Source organism: Acinetobacter sp. LipI_23 (genome assembly GCF_058243045.1).
Genome location: NZ_JBZAYJ010000001.1, coordinates 1064611 through 1086770 on the forward strand (window position 1 = coordinate 1064611; position 22160 = coordinate 1086770).

Annotated in this window: 19 protein-coding genes and 1 pseudogene; 10 read left to right on the forward strand and 10 right to left on the reverse strand. The window is 42.5% G+C overall.

The window, feature by feature from the left end:
* Nucleotides 1-2043 carry a penicillin-binding protein 2 gene (mrdA, locus tag AC4CVD_RS05255; RefSeq protein WP_125274575.1) on the reverse strand — a complete coding sequence of 681 codons (2043 nt, stop codon included), beginning with the start codon at nt 2041-2043 and terminating at the stop codon, nt 1-3.
* Nucleotides 2044-2284: 241 nt separating this feature from the next.
* Here mrdA and AC4CVD_RS05260 point away from each other — a divergent pair, with 241 nt between their 5' ends.
* From AC4CVD_RS05260 to AC4CVD_RS05275, 4 genes are all read left to right on the forward strand, one after another.
* On the forward strand, nt 2285-2803 hold the full coding sequence (locus AC4CVD_RS05260) for a hypothetical protein (protein WP_004980918.1): 519 nt from the start codon (nt 2285-2287) through the stop codon (nt 2801-2803).
* Nucleotides 2804-2866: 63 nt separating this feature from the next.
* Nucleotides 2867-4183, forward strand: a complete 1317-nt coding sequence (locus AC4CVD_RS05265) for a DUF445 domain-containing protein (protein WP_004694304.1) — start codon at nt 2867-2869, stop codon at nt 4181-4183.
* 77 nt (nt 4184-4260) lie between these two features.
* Entirely contained in the window at nt 4261-4920 is a 660-nt protein-coding gene (gene adk / locus AC4CVD_RS05270) for an adenylate kinase (protein ID WP_004980915.1), read from the forward strand.
* Nucleotides 4921-5002: 82 nt separating this feature from the next.
* Nucleotides 5003-5200, forward strand: a complete 198-nt coding sequence (locus AC4CVD_RS05275; protein ID WP_279670427.1) for a hypothetical protein — start codon at nt 5003-5005, stop codon at nt 5198-5200.
* 11 nt (nt 5201-5211) lie between these two features.
* Here AC4CVD_RS05275 and nth read toward each other — a convergent pair whose 3' ends face one another.
* Together nth and AC4CVD_RS05285 are read right to left on the reverse strand one after the other, a co-directional pair.
* Nucleotides 5212-5922, reverse strand: a complete 711-nt coding sequence (gene nth, locus AC4CVD_RS05280) for an endonuclease III (protein ID WP_148826427.1) — start codon at nt 5920-5922, stop codon at nt 5212-5214.
* Between the two features lie 3 nt (nt 5923-5925).
* Nucleotides 5926-6720, reverse strand: coding sequence for an RnfABCDGE type electron transport complex subunit B (locus tag AC4CVD_RS05285; protein ID WP_490752306.1), 795 nt, complete (start codon nt 6718-6720; stop codon nt 5926-5928).
* Between the two features lie 345 nt (nt 6721-7065).
* Between AC4CVD_RS05285 and gdhA the strand changes: the two genes are divergently transcribed.
* Nucleotides 7066-8409, forward strand: coding sequence for an NADP-specific glutamate dehydrogenase (gene gdhA / locus AC4CVD_RS05290; protein WP_004980905.1), 1344 nt, complete (start codon nt 7066-7068; stop codon nt 8407-8409).
* Between the two features lie 76 nt (nt 8410-8485).
* On the opposite strand, the gene AC4CVD_RS05295 is transcribed toward gdhA, so the two are convergent.
* From AC4CVD_RS05295 to rlmH, 3 genes are all read right to left on the reverse strand, one after another.
* Nucleotides 8486-9268, reverse strand: coding sequence for a DUF4377 domain-containing protein (locus tag AC4CVD_RS05295; protein ID WP_005399834.1), 783 nt, complete (start codon nt 9266-9268; stop codon nt 8486-8488).
* A 141-nt stretch (nt 9269-9409) separates the two neighbouring features.
* Nucleotides 9410-10186 (reverse strand): dioxygenase family protein, encoded by a 777-nt coding sequence (locus tag AC4CVD_RS05300; RefSeq protein ID WP_005399833.1) that lies wholly within the window; start codon nt 10184-10186, stop codon nt 9410-9412.
* Nucleotides 10187-10294: 108 nt separating this feature from the next.
* The gene (gene rlmH, locus AC4CVD_RS05305; RefSeq protein ID WP_004980899.1) at nt 10295-10777 is read right to left on the reverse strand and encodes a 23S rRNA (pseudouridine(1915)-N(3))-methyltransferase RlmH; all 483 of its coding nucleotides are present in this window, start codon (nt 10775-10777) and stop codon (nt 10295-10297) included.
* 146 nt (nt 10778-10923) lie between these two features.
* Between rlmH and AC4CVD_RS05310 the strand changes: the two genes are divergently transcribed.
* Nucleotides 10924-11865: a M28 family peptidase gene (locus AC4CVD_RS05310; RefSeq protein WP_490752309.1), complete on the forward strand. Its 942-nt coding sequence runs from the start codon at nt 10924-10926 to the stop codon at nt 11863-11865.
* 245 nt (nt 11866-12110) lie between these two features.
* Here the strand turns inward: AC4CVD_RS05310 and AC4CVD_RS05315 are convergent, their stop codons facing one another.
* The 4 genes from AC4CVD_RS05315 to AC4CVD_RS05330 form a co-directional block, all read right to left on the reverse strand.
* Nucleotides 12111-12491 carry a VOC family protein gene (locus tag AC4CVD_RS05315; protein ID WP_004980894.1) on the reverse strand — a complete coding sequence of 127 codons (381 nt, stop codon included), beginning with the start codon at nt 12489-12491 and terminating at the stop codon, nt 12111-12113.
* Between the two features lie 128 nt (nt 12492-12619).
* A complete protein-coding gene (gene lon / locus AC4CVD_RS05320; protein WP_490752311.1) occupies nt 12620-15049 on the reverse strand; it encodes an endopeptidase La in 2430 nt (809 codons plus the stop codon).
* A 148-nt stretch (nt 15050-15197) separates the two neighbouring features.
* Nucleotides 15198-15788 carry a 5-formyltetrahydrofolate cyclo-ligase gene (locus AC4CVD_RS05325; RefSeq protein ID WP_490752313.1) on the reverse strand — a complete coding sequence of 197 codons (591 nt, stop codon included), beginning with the start codon at nt 15786-15788 and terminating at the stop codon, nt 15198-15200.
* Nucleotides 15789-15859: 71 nt separating this feature from the next.
* Nucleotides 15860-16255 carry a MerR family transcriptional regulator gene (locus AC4CVD_RS05330; RefSeq protein WP_039889744.1) on the reverse strand — a complete coding sequence of 132 codons (396 nt, stop codon included), beginning with the start codon at nt 16253-16255 and terminating at the stop codon, nt 15860-15862.
* An 82-nt stretch (nt 16256-16337) separates the two neighbouring features.
* On the opposite strand from AC4CVD_RS05330, the gene AC4CVD_RS05335 reads away from it, so the two are divergent.
* The 4 genes and pseudogenes from AC4CVD_RS05335 (at nt 16338) to AC4CVD_RS05350 (ending at nt 22149) form a co-directional block, all read left to right on the forward strand.
* A complete protein-coding gene (locus AC4CVD_RS05335; RefSeq protein WP_490752315.1) occupies nt 16338-19298 on the forward strand; it encodes a heavy metal translocating P-type ATPase in 2961 nt (986 codons plus the stop codon).
* 73 nt (nt 19299-19371) lie between these two features.
* Nucleotides 19372-19503, forward strand: coding sequence for a hypothetical protein (locus AC4CVD_RS05340; protein WP_265936943.1), 132 nt, complete (start codon nt 19372-19374; stop codon nt 19501-19503).
* A 134-nt stretch (nt 19504-19637) separates the two neighbouring features.
* Nucleotides 19638-20549, forward strand: coding sequence for a LysR family transcriptional regulator MumR (mumR, locus tag AC4CVD_RS05345; RefSeq protein ID WP_004694273.1), 912 nt, complete (start codon nt 19638-19640; stop codon nt 20547-20549).
* Nucleotides 20550-20894: 345 nt separating this feature from the next.
* Nucleotides 20895-22149 (forward strand): annotated as a pseudogene (locus AC4CVD_RS05350) (NRAMP family divalent metal transporter).
* Nucleotides 22150-22160: the final 11 nt, after the last annotated feature.

A 22160-nucleotide genomic window follows, 5' to 3' on the forward strand; every position in this document is an offset into this window, starting at 1 on the left:
TTAGTCTGACTCCACAGGTGCAGAAGGCGGTGTAGTTGAACGGCTTGTATTTGTCGTTGTTGAAGTGGGTGCTGTATTTTGGGTACTTGTTGCTGCTGCACTTGTCCCGGTCGTGGTCGTTGGTGGAGTGCTACCACTTGGTAATTCACCCGGTTTAATCCCTGCGGTCATCAAACCACCACTAATTTGATGGTTTTGTGGACGAATTGGATTTTTATGACGTGTGAGCAGCCAGTAGTCTAAGATCGGACGAGCCAGCTGTGCCGCAGAACCACCATGACGACCATTTTCCCAAACCACTGCAATCGCAATTTCAGGGTTTTCCGCAGGTGCAAAGCCTACGAATAAACCGTGATCCAACTGACGCTCAGTCAATAGGGCTTCATTGTAGCGTTTACCTTGAGCAATACTTTTGACCTGTGCCGTACCGGTTTTACCTGCAATTTTATACATTGGCGTGCGAATGCCACGTCCAGTCCCTGTTTCAATGACATCGACCATGGCATCACGCATTTGTATCCAATCTTGATCTGTGCCATTGAACTGGATTCTGCCATCAGGCGCATTTAAGTCTTTATGTGGTTTTGCACCTTTACTGGTTTGTAAGACATGCGGAATCACATGTGAACCATGGTTGGCGGTAATGGCTGTTGCCATGGCCAATTGCAGTGGTGTTGCTGTAAAAGCACCTTGTCCAATACTCACTGAAATGGTTTCCCCTTTGAGCCATTTGGCATCTCGGGTACGCATTTTCCATTCAGGGTTGGGGTAAAGACCTGTACTTTCACTTGGTAAATCCACACCAGTTTTTTCACCAAAGCCAAACTGACGCATCCATGTGTTCATTTTCTCAATTCCCATACGGAACGACAGAATGTAGAAGAAGGTATCACAAGAGACCACTTGTGATTTATGCAAGTTGACAACGCCGTGTCCTGACTTTTTCCAGTCGCGGAATTTATGCGAATCGCCCGGAAGTGTGAAATAGCCATGATCGGAAATGGCCGTGCCCCAATCAATTAAGCCATAATGAATACCACCTAAACCAAACATCGGTTTAATGGTTGAGCCGGGCGGGTAAGCGCCTTGCACAGCACGGTTATATAGTGGTTGATCGAGGTTATCGCGTAAACCGCTATAGTCGGTATGACTAATCCCAGTGACAAACAGGTTAGGGTTAAAACTTGGACTTGAGACCAAGGCCAGAATTTCACCTGTACGTGGATCCATCGCCACGATTGCACCACGACGACCTGCAAGTTGCTCTGAGGCAACCGTCTGCAAGCCATAATCGAGTGAAAGATATAAGTCATTACCACGAACGGGTTCTTTGCGACCTAAATGACGTAGCACGTTACCATGCGCATCGGCTTCGACAGACTCATTTCCTGGCACACCATGTAGCAAATCTTCATAGGAGTTTTCTACCCCAATTTTACCAATCAGGTTAGTGCCCGCATACAAATCTTTATTGATACTTTTTAATTCTTTATCGTTAATTCGACCTACATAACCAATCACATGGGCAAACAGTTCACCATGTGGATAGTAGCGTGTCATCTGGGTTTCGATATTAACCCCAGGGAATTGATATTTAACTTCGCTAAAGCGAGCAATATCGTTTTCATTGAGATTAAGTTTAATGGAAACGCGTTCAGTTTTACGTGAGGCTTTAATACGACTGTTAAAGCGTTCAATATCATCTGGTGTGAGTTCTAAGATTGGTGTTAAACGTTCAATCGTGGCATCAATATCCGTCACATCCGCTCGACTCATCGTCGCGGTAAAGACAGGATAATTGTCCGCCAACAGCACGCCATTGCGGTCATAAATATAACCACGTGCAGGGGCTAAAGGTTGTAAACGGATGCGGTTTTGATCGGATGCAGTTGAAAACTCGTCAAATTGAACCAGCTGCAAATAGGCATAGCGAGTGACTAAAATCAGCAAGAAGAAAACCACAATACCCATGGAAATAAAGGTACGATTTCGAAAAATGCGCTTTTCTTGTTGGACATTTTTTAAAGGAAAGTGCTGTTTCATACCAAATCGACTTAAACACATGGATAAAGAGGAAAATACCTGCGCGCTATTCTAACGCATGTCACACTGTTTTGATATTTGTAATCGCGGCTTCTGCTTTTCATTTTTGCCTAAATTTTGACTTTATAGACATCAAAAATATAAATTGCTGTATATAAGTGTTTTATAAATTCTGCTACAGTCAAAATCCTGTAAAAAGGGACCAATTACTAAAATAACATTACGGATAATGGTGACAATAATGACAAGAATTTATCCAGTGTTGGCACTTGTTGCCTGTGCAAACGTAGCCTACGCTCAAGATAATTCCTTTTTGCCAGATGCAAAAATTCCTGCTGGCAGTGCTCAAACATGGAATGTAGGGGCTGGTGTAACGCAGAAATTACTGCACACCAATTTGGAATGGGTGAATCCTTATGGCATTGCATATGCAAAAGCTGGGGTATTTATCAATGATGATTACCCTGTAGGTGGTCAGCTAGGCTTTAGATTTCCAGTTCATTTTACTGGTAAAGATAAAAATGGTTATTATCTCGGTGTTTATGCGGGGCATATTGACAGCAAGAAAGTGGATGGCGAGTACGAATCTCGCCTTGGTGGTGGTGTAGATCTTGCTTATGTGTTACTGAGTCCTGAGCGAATCAGCACTTTCAGTGTGGGGATTGGTGCAGGGGAAAAACTCGAAGCCAAATCGGGCTACGTGGTTGCAGAAACTGAACCGAGACTACAATTTTCCTATACTCTAAGTTTCGGTTTATAGACACAATATCTTTTTTAAAACGCTATATAATTCAGTTAATAAAATTAAATATGGAAGTTATGCATGCTTGAGTACGTCAATCAGTTGTGGCAAACCTTTTTGAATCGACCTGATTTTTGGGCTGTACTCAGCATTATTCCTGTGACTGCTTTTGTGACTTGGGCGCACGTTTGGATGGCCCTGAAAATGGTCTTTTACCCGATTACTTTTTGGGGTTTTCATATTGGACCTTTGCCTGTGGGTTGGCAGGGCATTGTGCCCAGAAAAGCGGGGCGTATCTCAGGCATCATTACCGATAACACTTTATCCAAACTCGGTTCTTTGCGTGAATTTTTAGATGCAATGGATCCTGAGGATATGGCGCGAATCATTGGTGAGCAAGTTGGTTTTGAACTTGAGCACCTGATTGATGAAGTCATGATTGACCGCAATGCCGTACTTTGGGAAAACTTACCTTATTCGATTAAGCGTCGAATTTATGCACAGGCACACAAACAGCTTCCGGCTGTGCTCAGAGAATTAGTGACCGAACTGACTATGAACGTCGAGTCACTTGTGGATATGCGCGATATGGTGGTCAGCCAAATGGAAGGTGACCGCAGACTGATGGTGCGTATGTTCTTGAAAGTGGGTCAGAAAGAAATCAACTTTATTTGGCATATTAGTGCTCTCATTGGGATGTTCTTTGGTATCTTCCAAATGATTGTTTGGTTTGTGGTGCCATGGCATTGGACGGTCCCATTTTGGGCAGCGGTATGGGGCTTCTTAACCAACTGGATTGCGATTTGGATGGTGTTTAATCCAATTGAGCCACACTATGTTCGATATCTGCAACTGACTGAATTAACAAAAGATCGTAAGTTTCCATGGATTAAGCCTGTGATTCCGCGCATTGGGACCTATAATGTGCAAGGCGCTTTCATGAAGCGTCAAGAAGAAGTATCTGATGTGTTTGCAAGTGTAGTCACAGAAGACCTGATTACGTTAAAATCCATCATGACTGAAATGATGTATGGCAATAAAAAAGACAAGACCCGTCGTATTGTCAAACGTCATATTAATGAAATCATGGAAACGCCATTGGTGAGAACATCTTTGCAGCTGTCTTTGGGGCCACGTGAATACGCAAAACTGAAGACGGACTTGATTGATCGTTCAATTGAAATTACGATGGTGCCTGTATGCGACCCAGCGTTCAATGCGAGCCGTGCACAGAAAATCTATCAAATGTTTAGAGACCGTATTCGGGAGCTAACGCCGAAAGAATTTCAAAACTTATTACGTCCTGCATTTCAGGAAGACGAATGGATTTTGATTCTATTGGGTGGGGTAACAGGCTTCATTGCGGGTACAATACATTTGTTTGTAGCTTTCTTATAATTAGATGCTAAAAATATGTCGAATTTTTCGATATGTACAAAGTGTCAAATACATTGTTTAAATGAGGATGTTTTTTTATGCGCATTATCTTACTCGGACCACCTGGAGCAGGTAAAGGTACACAAGCTCAGTTGATCTGTAAGCGCTACAATGTCCCACAAATTTCAACCGGTGATATGCTCCGTGCTGCAATTCGTGAAGGAACTGAACTCGGTCTACAAGCTAAAAGCGTGATGGACAATGGTGGTCTTGTATCTGATGAACTGATCATTGGTTTAGTGAAAGAACGTATTGCACAACCTGACTGTGTAAATGGCTGTATCTTTGATGGTTTCCCTCGTACCATTCCTCAAGCCGAAGCGCTTGAAAATGAAGGCATCAACATTGATCACGTGATTGAAATTGATGTTCCTGACGAAGAAATCGTACAACGTCTTTCTGGTCGCCGTCAGCACCCTGCATCGGGCCGTGTTTATCACATCGTTTACAACCCACCTAAAGTGGAAGGTAAGGATGACGAAACTGGTGAAGAGCTGGTACAACGTCCAGATGACCAAGAAGCAACGATTCGTAAACGTTTAGGTTCATACCACACTGAAACTGAACAGTTGGTTGGTTTCTACCAAGGTCGCGCAGCGTCTGGTGAAAATGCACCAACCTATGACAAGCTGAATGGCTTACGTCCAATTGACGAAGTACAAGCAGATTTGTTTGCGATTCTTGATCAAGACAAATAATTGCATGTTTTAAACATGGCAATGTTTTGACATTGAAAGAGCTCTAAGTCATATTAGGGCTCTTTTCCTTGATCCTGTTAAAATGGAGTCGCGTGTGGCACAAGTTGGAATCATTGTTTTAATTATTGTTGCTGCGGCGGTCTTGGTGGGTTTGTTTTATATCAGCGTAAAAATGCTACGCGATGTCAGTAAACAAGAAAAAATGTCGAAGAAGCAGCCAGAACGTCAGTTGCATCCGAAGTTGCAGCAAGACTTAAAAGATAAATCAAATCAACAATAAAAAACTGAACTTTAATGTTCAGCTTCTATCGTCGTTGTGGCAATACGTGCTGCACCAAATTCAAAACGATCTGGCCAGTTACACACATCTGAAACGATACACTCATGGCATTTCGGTTTGCGTGCGATACAGCAGTATCGACCATGTAAAATCAGCCAATGATGCGAGTCGACAATAAATTCTTTCGGAATGACTTTCACTAAACGGTGTTCGACTTCAAGCACATTTTTGCCGACAGCTAATCCCGTACGATTGCCTAAACGAAAAATATGCGTATCGACCGCCATCGTCGGTTGTCCAAAAGCAGTATTTAATACCACATTGGCTGTTTTTCGTCCTACGCCGGGCAAAGCTTCTAAATCAGCGCGGTTGTTTGGCACGATGCTGTTATGTTTTTCAATCAGTATCTTACAGGCTTTAATGACATTCTCAGCCTTTGCATTATATAAGCCTATGGTTTTAATGTAGGTTTTTAAACCATCGACCCCTAAGGCATAAATCGTTTCAGGTGTATTGGCAACTGGAAAGAGTTTATCTGTAGCTTTGTTGACACTCACATCCGTCGCTTGAGCAGACAGGGTCACAGCCACCAACAGCTCAAAAGGACTCGAATAATTCAATTCAGTTTTGGGGTTTGGACGTTGTGCGCGTAAACGCTCAAAAAAGATTTGAATTTGCTTTTTGGTCATGTTTTTTACAGGTTTTCCGCTTGTAGTGAGCATGCTTTAAGCTCCCTGTAACTGATGAAGCTGTTGGGTTAAGTCATCTAACAACAGACGTTTTTTCGTATCTTCACAAACACTGAGCTGCTTTTCTAGTTTTTTGATTTGTACGCGTAATTTCGCCAGCTCAATGGTGGATTTTGCATCGAGCTTTGCTGCCATTTCTGGTTCTTTTTCAATGATCTGAATATCAGGTACAGCATCGTTCTGTGCTGAAAACTGGGCAAATAAAGCCGTATCAATTTCCGCGCGAACCACTGGGCCTTTACGGTGTAGGCGCTGTTTTTCTTCACGTTGAATATGTGCGTAATAGCGTTGTCTTAAATCATCTTGCTCAGCTTTGCGCAAGATTTCCGTTGGTATGCCGTCTACATCTGGAATAAGGTCAATACAGTCAACAGGACAAGGCGGGATACACAGTTCACAGCCTGTACACAGGTCAGTCAAAATACTGTGCATGAGTTTACCTGAGCCAATAATGGCATCTACAGGACAGGCACTAATACATTTGGTACAACCAATGCATTCATCTTCACGAATGATTGCTTTCATTCTCTGTGGGCGGCCATCGGCTTGAATAGGCCAAATACTTTCTTCTGCAATTAATGCTGGTCGGTTTAGCAACTGAGCCAATGCATCGGCTACAGGCTGCCCGCCGGGTACACATTTATTGGCTGCTTCACCTTCGCTGATGGCTTGGGCATAAGGCAGACATCCATCACGATGTCCGCAGAGTCCACATTGGGTTTGGGGAAGGAGGGCATCGATATTTTGGATCAGGGAAATGTGCGAATTCATGCGTAAACCAATCCTGCAGATGAATTTGCAGAGATATTAGAAGAAATAGGTAGATCACTGAATTTTACCATGTTTTTTTTGATTAATCCTGTGTTCTAAAATGGTTCATTGACTGCATCATTTTTGAGCAAAAAAAGATTTTAAGCCTGTGTTTTTATTGGTGTTTTTTTTAAAAAATTCTAGGTATATTTTATATAAATAATTGTTATATAAATGATAAATATGTTTTTTGACAGAAATGTATTGTGAATTGTTGGTAAAAGATATTTAATTGTTTGCGCCAAAATTTAACATTGTTTATAAAATTTGACCAATTTTGATCCATTTTCTGCTGAGGATTAAGCGTTGAAATATAACAGCCTTAATGAGTTTTTAGATTACGTGAAAACACGTGATGAACATCAACCCGAGTTTCTACAAGCGGTAGAGGAAGTCATGACCAGCCTTTGGCCGTTCATTGAAAAAAATCCTCGTTATGCAGACCACGGTTTGCTGGAGCGTTTGGTTGAGCCAGAGCGTGCGATTCAATTCCGTGTTTCATGGGTGGATGATCAAGGTCAAACGCATGTCAACCGTGCTTTCCGTGTTCAGTACAACTCGGCAATTGGTCCATTTAAAGGTGGTATGCGTTTTCATCCATCGGTGAATCTATCGATCCTAAAATTTTTAGGCTTTGAACAAACCTTTAAAAATGCGTTAACGACACTGCCAATGGGTGGCGGTAAAGGTGGTTCAGACTTTGATCCTAAGGGTAAGTCTGAAGGCGAAATTATGCGTTTTTGCCAAGCGCTAATGATTGAGCTATACCGTCACCTTGGTTCAAATACGGATATCCCTGCGGGTGATATTGGTGTGGGTGGCCGTGAAGTGGGTTATATGGCTGGCATGATGAAGAAGTTGAGTAATGACACTTCATCTGTGTTTACGGGTAAAGGTTTAACCTTTGGTGGTTCTTTGGCGCGTCCTGAAGCAACGGGCTACGGCACAGTGTATTTTGCTGAAGAAATGCTGAAAACCCGTGGCGACTGCTTCCAAGGCAAAACAGTCACGATTTCTGGTTCTGGTAACGTAGCACAGTACGCAGCTGAAAAAGCAATGTACCTAGGTGCGAAAGTCGTTTCATTGTCTGACTCTGCGGGTACAGTATATGTGAAAGCAGGCTTTACCGATGCTTTACTGGCTGAAGTGATGGAACTGAAAAATGTGAAGCGTGGTCGTATTTCTGAGTTTGCGTCTAAGCATGGCTTTGAATACTTAGAGGGTCAGCGTCCATGGTCTATTCCATGTGATATCGCATTGCCATGCGCAACTCAAAATGAGTTAGATCAGGCGGATGCTGAAGTGCTCCTTGCAAATGGAGTAATTTGTGTCGCTGAAGGGGCAAACATGCCTTCTACCTTAGATGCAGTCGAAAAATTCGTTGAAGCGAAAATTTTATACGCACCAGGTAAAGCATCCAACGCGGGTGGTGTTGCGACTTCTGGCTTAGAAATGTCACAAAATGCTTTGCGTTTGGGTTGGACTTTTGAAGAAGTCGATGAGCGTTTACATGCGATTATGAAAGAAATTCACCGTAACTGTGTGAAATACGGTACACAAGCAGATGGTACTGTGAACTATGTCAATGGTGCCAACATTGCAGGCTTTGTCAAAGTTGCAGATGCAATGCTTGCTCAAGGCGTATTCTAAGTTTATATACACTTAGAAAAATTCCAATAAAAAAACCGAGGCTTTAGGCCTCGGTTTTTTTCTAGGTCATTGACGATTACAATGAACCTTTTACCGCTTCACGTTCAATAATCATGTCTTGAACATAAGCATATTTTGATTGGTCAGCCGCAGGGTTGGCAATTTCATAACGTTTAACACGCACGATTTGACGCTCTTTCGGATTGTGGGTGAAACCATCGATATGGTTATAGAATAACGTCCAGTCTTTATCGACCTGTGTTTTTACGCCATTTTCAGCATATTTAATTTCACGAACTTGTAGGCATTCCATACGGGCAACTCCTGCAGAACATGTTTTGGTTTCTGGTGAAATTTCTAAGAAAACAGTTTCACCTTGGCTTTGATATTTCGATTCAGCAGTTTGCTTACCTGTGAACACAATTTTTTCACCTTTTGCCGATACCACGGTTAGTGTTGGTGCATCAGGATCATTTAGGTTTAAAACAAACGGTGCTTTACGGTTGTCAAATAAATCTGCTGCAACGCCTTCTTGAGCCATGGCTTTTGGTTCACATGCCATTTGAGTCGCCATCAGGTTACTCGTCACGATTTGATTATTCTCAACTTTCCAACTGGTACCCATACCGTTACAACTGGTTGCAATGCCTAAGCGACCTGCTTGTTTGTCAAAGTTTAAAACCAATGGTTTAGGCGCATCTGCGGTGTTCGCACTCCAATGGTAGTTTGCGAGTGTTTGATCTGCATTTTGTTGTTGTAGTACAGACACAGCCAAATCTCCTACTTTTTGAATATCAGATGATTGGCAAGCAGCCAGTGCGAGAGGGAAAAGGGCAATCGCTAAATATTTTAATTTCATGGGTTACAAGTTCTTGATTTAAAATAACAAGATACATGCTATCCGATGTTATTTTTAAAAGAATGGATACATTCAGTTCTTTTGGGTTTCAAAATGTATCCATAAATATTTTTTTGTTAATATATAAGTAAAATTTATACATTAATCAAAACGGTAAATGTCCATGCCCAGTGCACCCATGGTAAAGCTACTATGCACAATATTAAAACGATGACCTGTACCCATCGCAAAGAATATTGGGGCAAAGTGTTCTAACGTTGGGTGGTTACGACGGACAAAAGGAATCGATTCCCAGTCTAAAATGGCGTCAAAGTCCTGATGGCTAAGTTTCGCGACCACATGATTACGAAACGTCGACGCCCACTCAGGTACCGCTTGTGACTGACCATGCCAAGACAATTCGGCTAAGTTATGGGTAATACTCCCTGAGCCAATCAGCAAGACCTGCTGTTCGCGTAGAGGCGCAAGGGTTTGTCCAATTTTATAAATCTCCTCTGCCGACAGATTCATCGGGAGTGAAATTTCCACCACAGGGATGTCTGCATCTGGATACATATGAAGTAAAGGCATCCAAACGCCATGATCACGCGGACGGGTACTGTTTGCATGAGCTGAAAAACCCGCTTCTGCTAATAAATGTAGAATTTCTTCGGCTAGAACAGGTTGACCGGGTGCTGGGTAGCGAATGTCATAAAGCTCAGCAGGAAAGCCTCGAAAGTCATGCCATGTCTCCGGACGTACTCCAGTACTTACTTCAAGTGAGTTACTTTCCCAGTGAGCAGACATAATCACAATTGCTTGTGGTGTAGGTAAGTTTAGACCCAAACGATGCAACGCAGGCCCAACTTGCTCTGGATTCAACGCAAGCATGGGTGAGCCATGAGAAATGAATAAGCCGGGTAGCGTTTGTAAGTTCATTGTGAAAGCCTAATAGGAGAAGATGAAAAGAATTTTGTCAGATTCTTATCATCTGTGTAATGGGGGAAATATCAACGTATTGTTCCAAAAAAAGAACAATACTTGAGCTTAACCTGCACGATGATAAGGGTGATTATGATTAATACTCATCGCACGGTAGAGTTGTTCAATCAGCATCACGCGAACCATCGGGTGAGGTAAGGTCAGTTTGGATAAAGACCAATGCCAAGCAGCTGCTTTACGTACTGCTTCAGAGTGACCGTCAGGCCCACCAATTGCCAGTACAATATCATTGCCCTCAAGCATCCATCCTTTCATGGTTTCTGCCAGTTTTTCGGTGCTAAACTCACGACCACCGACTTCTAAAGCAATCAGCACTTCGTTTCCTTTCATTGCATTTAAAATGCTATCACCTTCAATTTGACGGTATTTTAAAATATCTGCTTCTGAATCATTTTTACCGCGCTTTGCCATTGGCAGTTCAATAATCTGCGTTTGCACAAAAGGTTGAATACGTTTGAAATAATCTTCAAAACCAGTCAGTACCCATGCAGGCATTTTTTGACCAATGGTCAGAATACGGATTTTCATAATGGGTCATGTATAAGGAGACGATCCATTATAACGGTGAAAGCAAGGCTTTGCAGTGAGACGAAACAAAATGCAATTGAATTCACTGAACTAATGTTGCTTAATTCAACAGATGAGAGGAATAAGAAATACTTGGAATAATAACAATGTGGCTCAAAACTTTAAAAAAACAGGCTTTTTTGTTGATTGTTGTACTGGGTACTTTCACAGGGCAGGTATTTGCAAGCAACGTCAAAATGGCTGATGAACAAAACCTACAAGTTTATTTGGAGCAAGTGATTGGTCAGGGCAAAGCACGTAACTATAAAAACCTTGATGAACTTAATCGTGTCTCTGCATGGATCAAGGAACAAATGCGCTTATTGGGCGTCCCATGTCACTATCAAAATTTTACTGCCAATCAGCAAATCTACCGAAATGTAGTGTGTAGTTTAAACGTCGGACGGGCAGACCGCGTGATTGTTGGGGCGCATTATGACGTCTTTGGCGATCAGGATGGCGCAGATGACAATGCCTCTGGCGTTGCGGGTGTGATTGAAACGGCGCGTATTTTGGCAGAGCAGAAGTCTAAATTGCCCAACAATGTGGACTTTGTGTTCTATAGTTTAGAAGAACCACCGTTTTCTAAAACTGAACAAATGGGCAGTTATGTGCATGCGAAATCGGTTCAGTCACAAAAAGATAAGATTAAAGGCGTGTATATTTTAGAAATGATCGGGTTCTTTAGCGAACAACCCATACAAAGCTATCCTGTGGGCTTAAAGTGGATTTATCCAACCCATGGTAATTTTATTGCGACAGTGAGTAACGTGAGCTCACGTGATTTAGGTGCAGGCTATTGTACAGCGATGCAGCAACTTGATCTGTTGGAATGTCAGCGTTTGGTTGCTCCGAGCTTTGCCAACGCTTTTGATTTTTCAGATCATTTGAATTATTGGGAGTTTGATATCCCCGCAGTCATGATTACCGATACGGCATTTTATCGAAATGGTCACTACCATACCAAAGCAGACCGCTTAGCGACGTTGAATTTGTCCAAAATGGCAAATGTGATCGATGGGCTGGTACAGCATTTATTGAAACCTTAATGTATTTTGAGCCATAAAAAACGCAGTTCCCAAGTAGCGAGAACTGCGATAAAAGGTCATCCGTCTGGAGAATCAGATGACCATGCAATTTCAAATCATCAATAAAAAGAAACATACAGCGCGTATCTGTTCTTATTATTTATATCGGGCTTTTTATCGATTTTTCAAGTCTGATGGATGATAGAGGAAAAGGTTTAATACAAAAATTCAAACCAACTAAGCGAAAATTTGGAGTTTCATTCGTTTCACGTCATGGAATGTAGGCCAATCATATTTCCTTCGCTATCAAAGGCCAGCACAATAAAACCATATTCACCAATGGCAGTTTTTGCTTCATGAATTTTTCCACCAGACTCAACAAGTCGGCTCGCTTCATTCGCACAATCGTCACATGAAAAATAGATTAAGGTACTGTTTCCTCCTGCGGATAGGCCTGGCATTTTCACCAGTGCACCTGAAGCACCATAGGCTTGCATGTCTGAGGGGAAAGCCCACATTTGCAGTGAATTATCATCTGCTGGTGGGGTTAATTCAGTTAATTGAATATTAAAAACAGATTCATAAAATTGTTTGGCACGAGATAAGTCATCCACATAAATTTCAAACCAGCCAATCGGGTTTTTCATTTTAGTTGTCCTACATGTATCCCTTGATCAAATTATTGTAGGAAATAAAAGCATAAAGATGTGTGGTGTTATCTACAGTAAATTGTAATAAAAAAGAGAGCCGAAGCTCTCTTTTTTACGATGCCGAATTAGTGGCGTGCAGCTTTTTTGCCTTCATCGACCGCTTTCACTATTGGTGCTTTGACCAAAGGCTCAGGCATAGAGGTCAACGCCAGTGGTAAAATCTCATCAATCGATTTCACCGCTTTAATCTCTAAACCTTCTTTGACATTGTCAGGGATTTCAGATAAATCACGGACGTTGTCTTGAGGAATGAAGACCAGCTTAATTCCACCACGGTGTGCAGCCAGTAGTTTCTCTTTCAAGCCACCAATGCGCATTGCACGACCACCAAGACTGGTTTCACCTGTCATGGCAATATCTGGACGAATTGGGATGCCTGTGAAAGCAGAAACCAATGCAGTTGTTAACGCTAAACCTGCAGATGGACCATCTTTCGGTGTTGCACCTTCTGGTAAGTGCACGTGAACATCGGTTTCTTCAAAGCGGGTCGATTCGATACCCAATTCATCTGCACGGGTACGCACGACAGTCATAGCTGCGGTAATGGACTCTTTCATTACATCGCCGAGTGAACCCGTGGTAATGAATTTACCTTTACCTTTGACCGCTGCAACTTCAATGGTCAACAACTCACCACCGACCGAAGTCCATGCTAAACCATTGACACGACCCACTTGGGCTTCGTCTTCCGCCATACCAAAGTCAAACTTATGTGGACCTAAGTAGTCTGGAAGGTTAGCCGAAGTCACGTCGACTTGCAAATTTTTCGCCTTTTTACTGACCGCTTCTTTTACCACTTTACGGGCAATTTTAGAGACTTCACGCTCTAAACTACGCACACCGGCTTCACGTGTATAACGTTGTACGATGTCACGAATCGCTTCTTCATGAACAGTCAATTCTTTCGCACGTAGGCCATTGTTCTTCATTGCTTTCGGAACAAGGTAACGCTCAGCAATATTCACTTTTTCATCTTCGGTATACCCCGGTAGACGAATCACTTCCATACGGTCAAGCAAGGCTTCTGGAATATTCATGCTGTTCGCAGTACAAATGAACATCACTTCAGACAAGTCCAGATCAAGATCTAAATAGTGATCGTTAAACTTGTTGTTCTGTGATGGATCGAGTACTTCAAGCAACGCAGAAGCAGGGTCGCCACGGTAGTCTTGTGCCATCTTGTCGATTTCGTCGAGCAAGAACAATGGGTTCTTCACACCAACTTTCGTTAAAGACTGCACAATTTTACCCGGCATCGCACCGATATAGGTACGACGGTGACCACGGATTTCCGCTTCGTCACGTACGCCACCGAGTGCCATACGTACAAACTCACGACCTGTCGCTTTCGCAACCGATTCACCCAGTGAAGTTTTACCTACACCTGGAGGGCCAACCAAACAAAGGATTGGGCCTTTGAGTTTTTTCACGCGAGATTGAACCGCGAGATATTCCACGATACGATCTTTCACGTCATCTAAGCCATAATGATCGGTATCCAAAATTTCTTGCGCTTTGCTTAAGTTAATGCTGACTTTGCTGGCTTTATTCCAAGGCGTATCTAAGATAGCCTCGATATAATTGCGCACCACAGCCGCTTCACTAGATGCAGGTTGCATTGCTTTGAGTTTGCGGAATTCGCTTTCAGCTTTTTTACGCACATGTTCAGGTAAATCTGCTTCAGCAAGACGTTTTTCAATTTCTGCAACGTCATCTTCCGCGCCGCCATTCATGTCAGAAAGCTCACGCTGAATGACCTTCATCTTTTCATTGAGGAAGTATTCGCGTTGATTTTTCTCCATTTGACGCTTCACTGAGTCATGTAAAGTTTGCTCAATCTGTTGTTCTTCAGATTGTTGCAATAAATACGTCATCAGTTCTTGTAGATGTGCTTCAAACTCATCGTGTTCGAGGAATTTTTGCTTCACATCAATATTCAGTGGAACACGGGTCGCTACGAAGAATAACAATTGCAGTAAATCGTCAATCTTGTTCGCAGCAGCAATCAGTTCACGTGCATTACGCAGTTTTGCTTCAGCATATTGAGCAAACAGAGCACGTAATTCTTGAACACGTGTTTCTTGCGTGGTTTCGTCAATGTGGACTGACATTGGGCTAAGCGCATGTTCTGCGGTTAGATAATCATTTTCATCAATGATTTTTTCTAGCTTTGAACGATGCAAGCCTTCAATTAATACTTTTATACAGTTTTCATCATTTTCATGATTCACAACTTGCACAATCTTCGCGACAGTACCGTATTGATATAAGTTGTCGTGATCAATTTCTTCTGAAAGAGAATCTTTTTGAGCAACTACAAATACTAGATTGTCACTGTTACGAGCCACATCAACTGCATTGATCGATTTTTCACGACCTACAAATAGCGCGATTTGCATGTGTGGATACACCACCACATCACGTAACGCTAAAAGTGGTAATACACTTGGAACCTGAGGCTCTAAGGTTTCTTGATTCATAATAATTTCAGACATGGGCACTCCTAATGAGTGACAACGGTGTTGCCATGTTTTTTATAGTGATGGGTATTTTAAAAAATACAAGGGCAGGTCAAAATAAATTGTATAAAAAATGACTAAACATGTGATTTTTAAGTATTCTCAACAGTCACAAATGTCAATTTTAGCGCTTGAAGCGTAAATGTTGTTGAGGGGTCAGCAGTCCATCTAAAGGCTGATCCCATGTTTCTCGAATCAAGCGCTGTGGCACCAACTGGAAGTGATGAGCCAAACCAAGACGAAATGGACGGTGATAGCGTGCAGAAGCCAAGGTTTTATCGTAAAAACCACCGCCCATGCCAATGCGTGTGCCATAAGGATCACAAGCCAATAAGGGCATGAGTAGCAGGTCTAAATGTGAAACGTGCTGACCACGTGTTGCCATGGGCTCTTGCATACCCAGCGGATGGTGGGAAAAACGTTTATTTTGAAATTGATTGCGTGAAATTTTGACCCACGCTAAACGCTGATTCATATTGCAAATCATTGGTAAATACACTGCTTTTTTTTGATGAAAACAATATTCAATGATTTTACGGGTCTGAATTTCCCCAAAAGCATGTAGGTAGATCCCGACACGGGTGGCATGTTTAAATTCGGGCACACGTCTTAAACGTTGTAAAATTTGAAGTTCGGACTGCTGCTGTTGATAGGCGGAAACTTGTCTGCGTTGTTTGCGAAGCTGTTTTCTGAGTTGGGCAAGTTCAATCGACATGGTGAACGCAGTCCTGAGAATCGAAAAGGTGTGTGTGAAAATGATCGTCAAATTTCAAAGATGGTATCTGTTTATGGGGCAATCGTTGAACCTTTTTTTAGCTCTTGCAAAATTGGGCAGCAACTGTCGGTGGTGGTTTTACATTCATCCACCCAGATTGAAAGGCGTTGTTTCAAAGCATTCAGCTCTTGAATCCGTTGATCAATCTTTTCCAGCCGTTGTTGAATCACTTCACGGACTTTTTCACGGTCATCCAACTGCAAATGCAGCAAATCTTGAATTTCACTGAGCTGTAAGCCCGCATCTTTGCCTTTTTGTATAAAGCTTAAAGTTTCAATATCTTGCTGACTATAATAGCGATAGTTTTGTGTGGTTTCAGGAATACGCATCAGACCGATCCGTTGATAATAACGAATGGTTTCCACATTTACCTGACAGTGTTTTGCCAGCTTGCCGATAGTGAGCATAAAATAATCTCCAAAAGGCTTGACTCAGTACCTAGGTACAGACTTTATGCTAACACAATCAAAAAATAAAAGGTGAGTCAGAATGAGTGAGCAACACAAAACGTCTTGCTGTTCCAAACAGAAATTAGCGCCGATGGTGGTGAATATCGATCCTGTCTGTGGGATGACGGTCGCAGAGGACTCTCCTCATGTGTATGAGCATCAATCAGTTCGTTATTTGTTTTGTTGCTCAGGCTGTTTAAAGAAATTTGCCGCTAACCCAGAGGCTTACTTAAGCTCAGAAAAACAAGCAAGCACTTGTTGCAGTAAACCGAAAACAGATATAAGCGATGCTTCATCTCAGGCTAAAGAGGAAGGCACATTAGTTGCATCTAAGGGCTGTGGTTGCGGATCAAAAGCTGTGTCAGATACAGAGAAGACCACATTTATTGATCCTGTATGCGGTATGACCGTAACAGATTTAACTAAACCACATACTGAATGGCAGAGGCAGAACTATTATTTTTGTAGTGAAAAATGTTTGCAAAAGTTTATTGCAACCCCAGAGGCTTATGTAAAGGCTGAACGTTCAGATTCTGTAGTTAAAGCCTCAGGTTGTTGTGGTTCGACCTCGAAAGTGGCTGAGGAAAAAACGTCCTGTTGTGCGCCCAAACCGCAAATAGAAGCAGACAGCAAATCCAGTTGCTGTGCACCCAAGCCGAAAGTAGAAGCTGCCAAAAGTAGCTGCTGTGGTGGTGGGAAACATCAACATGAACACAGTACTCAATCGGCGTCAGCTGAGTTTATTGATCCTGTCTGTGGCATGTCAGTCGATCCGAATACAGAGTTAAAAACGGATTATCAGCAACAGACTTATTATTTCTGTAATCCGTCCTGCTTAGATAAGTTTAAAGGGGATCCTGAGTTTTATCTAATTCCACCCGATCAGCGTCCTGTGCCTGAAGGCGCTGCGGATATGGACTATACCTGTCCGATGGACCCTGAAATTGTACAAAAGGGACCGGGGACGTGTCCGATTTGTGGTATGGCACTAGAGCCGATGCAACCGACTTTAGATGATGCGCCGAACCCTGAATTGGTGGATTTTAGCCATCGCTTTTGGATGACCTTACCGCTGACGTTGATCGTGTTTGTACTGGCGATGGGTTCACATATTCACAGTTTCATTTCACCGCATATTCAGCCGTGGATTGAGTTGGTCCTCGCGACTCCTGTAGTGCTATGGGCGGGTAAACCGTTTATTGAGCGTTGCTGGACCTCGTATAAAACCCGCAACTTAAATATGTGGAGCCTCATTGGTGTTGGGGTCTTGGCAGCCTATATTTATAGTGTGGTGGCAACGATTTTCCCAAGTGTGATTCCAATGGAAGCCAAAACAGGGCATGGCGTTGCAGTGTACTTTGAAGCAGCTTGTATGATCGTATCTTTAAGCTTGCTCGGGCAAATCATGGAGCTGAAAGCGCGTGCCAAGACCGCAGATTCACTCAAAGCCTTACTGAAACTGCAAGCTAACACGGCCAAGTTGGTTCAAAACGATCAAGTGGTAGAAGTGGATATCGGCATGGTCAAACAAGGCGATATTTTACAGATTTCCTCGGGCGAGCAGATTCCACTGGATGGTGTGGTGGTTGAAGGTAAAACCTATGTCGATGAAGCCATGATGACCGGTGAACCTGTGCCTGTGAAAAAGCAAATGCATGACACGGTGATTGGCGGTACGGTCAATCAACAAGGCAGTATTCGTATTCAAACCACGGCGGTCGGGGCGAATACCACTTTGGCGAAAATGATTCAGACAGTGGCAGAAGCACAGCGCTCTAAAGCACCGTTACAACGTTTGGCCGATGTGTTTGCCAAGTATTTTGTGATTGTGGTGTTACTGATTAGTGTACTGACCTTTGCTGCTTGGATGGTGTTTGGTGGTGCGCAATTTGATCTGGCACTGATGTGTGCGGTGGCGGTCCTGATTATTGCCTGCCCATGTGCGCTGGGTTTAGCGACGCCAATGTCCGTGATGGCCACTACAGGGCGTGCGGCACAAAAAGGGGTATTATTTAAAGATGCAGAGGCGATTGAAGCTTTAAGTAAAGTGAATACCCTGATTGTCGATAAAACAGGGACTCTGACGGAAGGTAAACCAAGCCTTAAAGAAATTCAGTTGCTCAGCCCAAATGTGAACCAAGCGCAAGCGGAACAGTGGATTGCTTCGATTGAGCAATATTCAAGTCACCCGATTGCACAGACTTTGACGCAAATTGTGCCTGCACAGCAATTGCTTAAAGTGGCAGACTTTGAGGATGTGACTGGCTTTGGTGTCAAAGGTCAGATTGGCGAGCAAACCCTCTATATTGGTAGCCAAAAGCTGCTTGAGCAACTCGGCATCACCTTAGATGATGCTTTGCAAAGCCAGTTGAACCAGCAGCGTGCGACTGGGAATGTGATTAGTTTCTTAAGTAATAGCCAAGAAGTGCTGGCTTATATTGCTATTCACGATGCGATTAAAGCCAATGCTCAGCAAGTCATTCAGCAGCTGATTGATGATGGTATTGAAGTGGTCATGGCAACAGGTGACCACGAACAAAATGCCCAGTTGGTGGCTAAGGAATTGGGTATTCAACAAGTCTATGGTAACTGTACACCAACAGAAAAACTGGACATCGTGAAGAAATATCAGGCTCAAGGTAAAATTGTGGCGATGGCGGGAGATGGCATTAACGATGCACCAGCCTTAGCACAAGCCAATGTCGGAATTGCCATGGGGAACGGAACTGATATCGCTAAACAAACCGCGCAAGTGACCTTGGTTAAAGGTGATATTCGTGGTGCAGCCGATGCCCTGCATATGGCGAAACTGGGTGTGCGTAATATGAAACAAAACCTTGCTTTTTCTTTTGTGTATAACGGTTTGGGTGTACCTGTGGCAGCAGGAATTTTCTATCCATTAACAGGGTTATTGCTCACCCCAATGTTCGCTGCGGTGGCGATGTCATTGAGCTCATTGTCCGTAGTCTTAAATGCTTTACGTTTACAGAAGAGTAAATAAGCGCTTTTAGATTTTTACACTCCCTTTTCAGTTGAGTTTAAAAAAGCATCTTTTTAACAAAGGTGCTTTTTTTATGATGATTCGTGCTGGAATGAAGCTCAGCGTGAATAAATATTGCTTTTTACAAGCGTCTTTTTTGATTCAACTTGATTTAAAGAGCCTTGATCCGGTTAGACCGAGTAAGGTTGTAAAAGACGCAAAATAGATGTGTTTGGGCAAGGCATAGCGCTTGAATGAGCGTCATCTTGTGAGTCATTTTGAAATTATATAAAACAGCAACTTAAAAAATAGTGGCAACTGCCGTACTATAAGCGGGATGGAGTAAAGGTAGGGTTCAGGGTGAATTTAAAAAATCTAGAAGCATTTTATTGGGTGGTGACTTTAAATAGTTTCAATAAGGCTGCCACAAAATTACAAACGACTCAGCCTGCCGTTTCACAAAAAATCACCTCTCTTGAAAATGATTTAGGTTTTAAAGTTCTCGATCGCAGTTTTCGACAGCTTAAACCCACTCATAAAGGCATGACTCTGTTTAAATATGCTGAAAAGTTTATGCGTTTGGAAACCGATTTGGTGGCTGAGCTGACTGAAAACCAACACCTCACAGGAACAATTCGTTTAGGTGTTTCTGAGACGATCGTTTATACATGGTTGGTTGAATATATCGAGAAAGTACAAAAAGAGTTTCCTAAAGTTTCTGTGGAAATTGTGGTGGATTTGACTCCAAATTTGCAAGAGGGTGTGCGTACAGGGGATTTGGACATGGCCTTTTTGTTGGGGCCGACTTTGGCTTTTGAGTGTGTAGAGCAGGCGCTGTGTGACTTTGAACTGAGTTTTTTGGCAGCCCCATCTTTCAAAGGTGGTGTGGGTCAAATGTCATTTAAGGCATTGATGTCTCATACCATTTTAACCTACCCGAAAATTACCTATCCCTATAAAGAGCTCAAGGCCAAAATGAAAGAGCAGGCACTGGATGAGCCGCTGTCTATTACCAGTTATTCGCTTGCGACCTTATTGCGTCTTGCGGAGCAAGGTTTAGGGATCGCCGTTGTGCCGACCTTAACGGCCTTAAAGGAAATTACAGATGGTCGTTTAGAGATTTTAAATACACCGATCCAACTCAAAACCTTTCATTTCACCTCGATTTATATGCAAGGAAATGATGCTGCCTTGAAAGAGAAACTAACCGATGTTGCAGTCACTGTTTCTGAAAGCGCAATGAAAAGATTGCTTGAGAAAATTAAAAAATAATTGAGGCGCACACAGCTTTTTTACAAGTGATGTTACTTTATCTCAATACGTAATTTGTTTGAAAAACTATAAAAGCAGCTTATCGTGCGTGATAAGTAAAATTTATCATTAGACTTTTAATAAATAAAAAATAATAAAATACAGTTATTTAGTTTTAATAATGGATGTAAAAAGTCGTATTGTTCATCGCGCTTGCCTATGTTCTTATTTCAAATAGAAGATTTGATCCGCCATGGCTTTGGTTGGGCAACAGGGAATCTTTGTCAGTTAAAGGGATTTAAGAACAGAATTTGTAAGCAAAATGATGTTCTTGGTTCAACTTGAAAATAGCGTTATTAAGCTCAAATGGACGAGGAACGCATTAAATATGTCTTTATTAAAATCTTCTTTTTTATCAGATCGCCAATGGGCCATTGTTGCTTCAATCTTCATGATGGCGACCTCCGCAATGGGACCTGGTTTTCTCACTCAAACCGCGGTCTTTACTGTGAAATTGGGTGCTGCGTTTGGCTTTGCCATTCTCGTGTCTATTTTGATTGATTATGTGGTTCAGCAAAATATTTGGCGTGTTGTAACACTGACGCAAATGCGTGCCTCGGATATTGCCAACAAAGCCTTGCCGGGCAGTGGTTACTTACTGGCTTTTCTGGTCATTTTGGGTGGCTTCTTCTTCAGTATTGGTAATATTGCAGGCGCGGCTTTAGGTCTCAATGCATTATTTGGTTTGGACACTAAATGGGGCGGCATTTTAAGTGGTGCTTTGGCCATTTTAATTTTTGCTTCAAGAAAAGCCACGCTGGCCATGGATAAAAGCATGATCGTTTTGGGGTTGCTCAAAATCATCTTGATTATCATTGTTGCCGTCATTGTGATGCCACCTGTGGGCCAAGCTGTTCATCAAACGTTTGCACCCGACCAGATTGATTTTGCCATTATCACTACAATTGTTGGTGGAACGGTCGGTGGCTATATCTGCTATGCAGGCGCCCATCGTTTACTGGATAAAGGCGCGGTTGGCCCTGAAAATATTGATGAAGTCGCAAGAGCTGCAACCAAAGGTATTGTGGTTGTAGGCATCATGCGTTATGTGCTGTTTTTAGCTTTCTTGGGTGTAGTGGTGAGTGGTGCAAGCATTGATTTAGCCAGCCATGATGCCAATCCAGCAGCACAAGCTTTTCAATATGCCGCAGGGACTTTCGGTTATAAATTATTTGGTCTGATTTTCTGGGCAGCAGGGATCAGTAGTACCATTGGTGCCGCTTATACTTCGGTTTCATTCTTTACTGCATTTAAGAAAAACCTGAGTCCAAAACAAACCAATTACATCACCATTACATTTATCTCTTTAGCTTTATTGCTGTATGTCGTACTGGGCGCGACACCGGCTGGATTATTGATCTTTGTTGGTGGCTTTAATGGCTTGGTACTGCCAATCGGTTTGACTATTTTTGTTTATGTTGCCGCTTGCCGTAAAGATATGATGGGGAATTATAACTATCCAAAATGGTTACTTATTTTGGGTGTACTCACATGTATGTTGACATGGTGGATGGGCTATATGTCCTTTACCACAGTCTTTAATTATTTAACCAAACTTTAAGCCAGTAGACG

What these genes read in the sequence shown, in the direction of transcription:
- mrdA (WP_125274575.1), bottom strand. Translation starts at nt 2,043, where the DNA reads ATGAAACAGCACTTTCCTTTAAAAAATGTCCAACAAGAAAAGCGCATT.
- AC4CVD_RS05260 (WP_004980918.1), top strand. Translation starts at nt 2,285, where the DNA reads ATGACAAGAATTTATCCAGTGTTGGCACTTGTTGCCTGTGCAAACGTA.
- AC4CVD_RS05265 (WP_004694304.1), top strand. Translation starts at nt 2,867, where the DNA reads ATGCTTGAGTACGTCAATCAGTTGTGGCAAACCTTTTTGAATCGACCT.
- adk (WP_004980915.1), top strand. Translation starts at nt 4,261, where the DNA reads ATGCGCATTATCTTACTCGGACCACCTGGAGCAGGTAAAGGTACACAA.
- AC4CVD_RS05275 (WP_279670427.1), top strand. Translation starts at nt 5,003, where the DNA reads ATGGAGTCGCGTGTGGCACAAGTTGGAATCATTGTTTTAATTATTGTT.
- nth (WP_148826427.1), bottom strand. Translation starts at nt 5,922, where the DNA reads ATGCTCACTACAAGCGGAAAACCTGTAAAAAACATGACCAAAAAGCAA.
- AC4CVD_RS05285 (WP_490752306.1), bottom strand. Translation starts at nt 6,720, where the DNA reads ATGAATTCGCACATTTCCCTGATCCAAAATATCGATGCCCTCCTTCCC.
- AC4CVD_RS05295 (WP_005399834.1), bottom strand. Translation starts at nt 9,268, where the DNA reads ATGAAATTAAAATATTTAGCGATTGCCCTTTTCCCTCTCGCACTGGCT.
- AC4CVD_RS05300 (WP_005399833.1), bottom strand. Translation starts at nt 10,186, where the DNA reads ATGAACTTACAAACGCTACCCGGCTTATTCATTTCTCATGGCTCACCC.
- rlmH (WP_004980899.1), bottom strand. Translation starts at nt 10,777, where the DNA reads ATGAAAATCCGTATTCTGACCATTGGTCAAAAAATGCCTGCATGGGTA.
- AC4CVD_RS05310 (WP_490752309.1), top strand. Translation starts at nt 10,924, where the DNA reads ATGTGGCTCAAAACTTTAAAAAAACAGGCTTTTTTGTTGATTGTTGTA.
- AC4CVD_RS05315 (WP_004980894.1), bottom strand. Translation starts at nt 12,491, where the DNA reads ATGAAAAACCCGATTGGCTGGTTTGAAATTTATGTGGATGACTTATCT.
- lon (WP_490752311.1), bottom strand. Translation starts at nt 15,049, where the DNA reads ATGTCTGAAATTATTATGAATCAAGAAACCTTAGAGCCTCAGGTTCCA.
- AC4CVD_RS05325 (WP_490752313.1), bottom strand. Translation starts at nt 15,788, where the DNA reads ATGTCGATTGAACTTGCCCAACTCAGAAAACAGCTTCGCAAACAACGC.
- AC4CVD_RS05330 (WP_039889744.1), bottom strand. Translation starts at nt 16,255, where the DNA reads ATGCTCACTATCGGCAAGCTGGCAAAACACTGTCAGGTAAATGTGGAA.
- AC4CVD_RS05335 (WP_490752315.1), top strand. Translation starts at nt 16,338, where the DNA reads ATGAGTGAGCAACACAAAACGTCTTGCTGTTCCAAACAGAAATTAGCG.
- AC4CVD_RS05340 (WP_265936943.1), top strand. Translation starts at nt 19,372, where the DNA reads ATGATGATTCGTGCTGGAATGAAGCTCAGCGTGAATAAATATTGCTTT.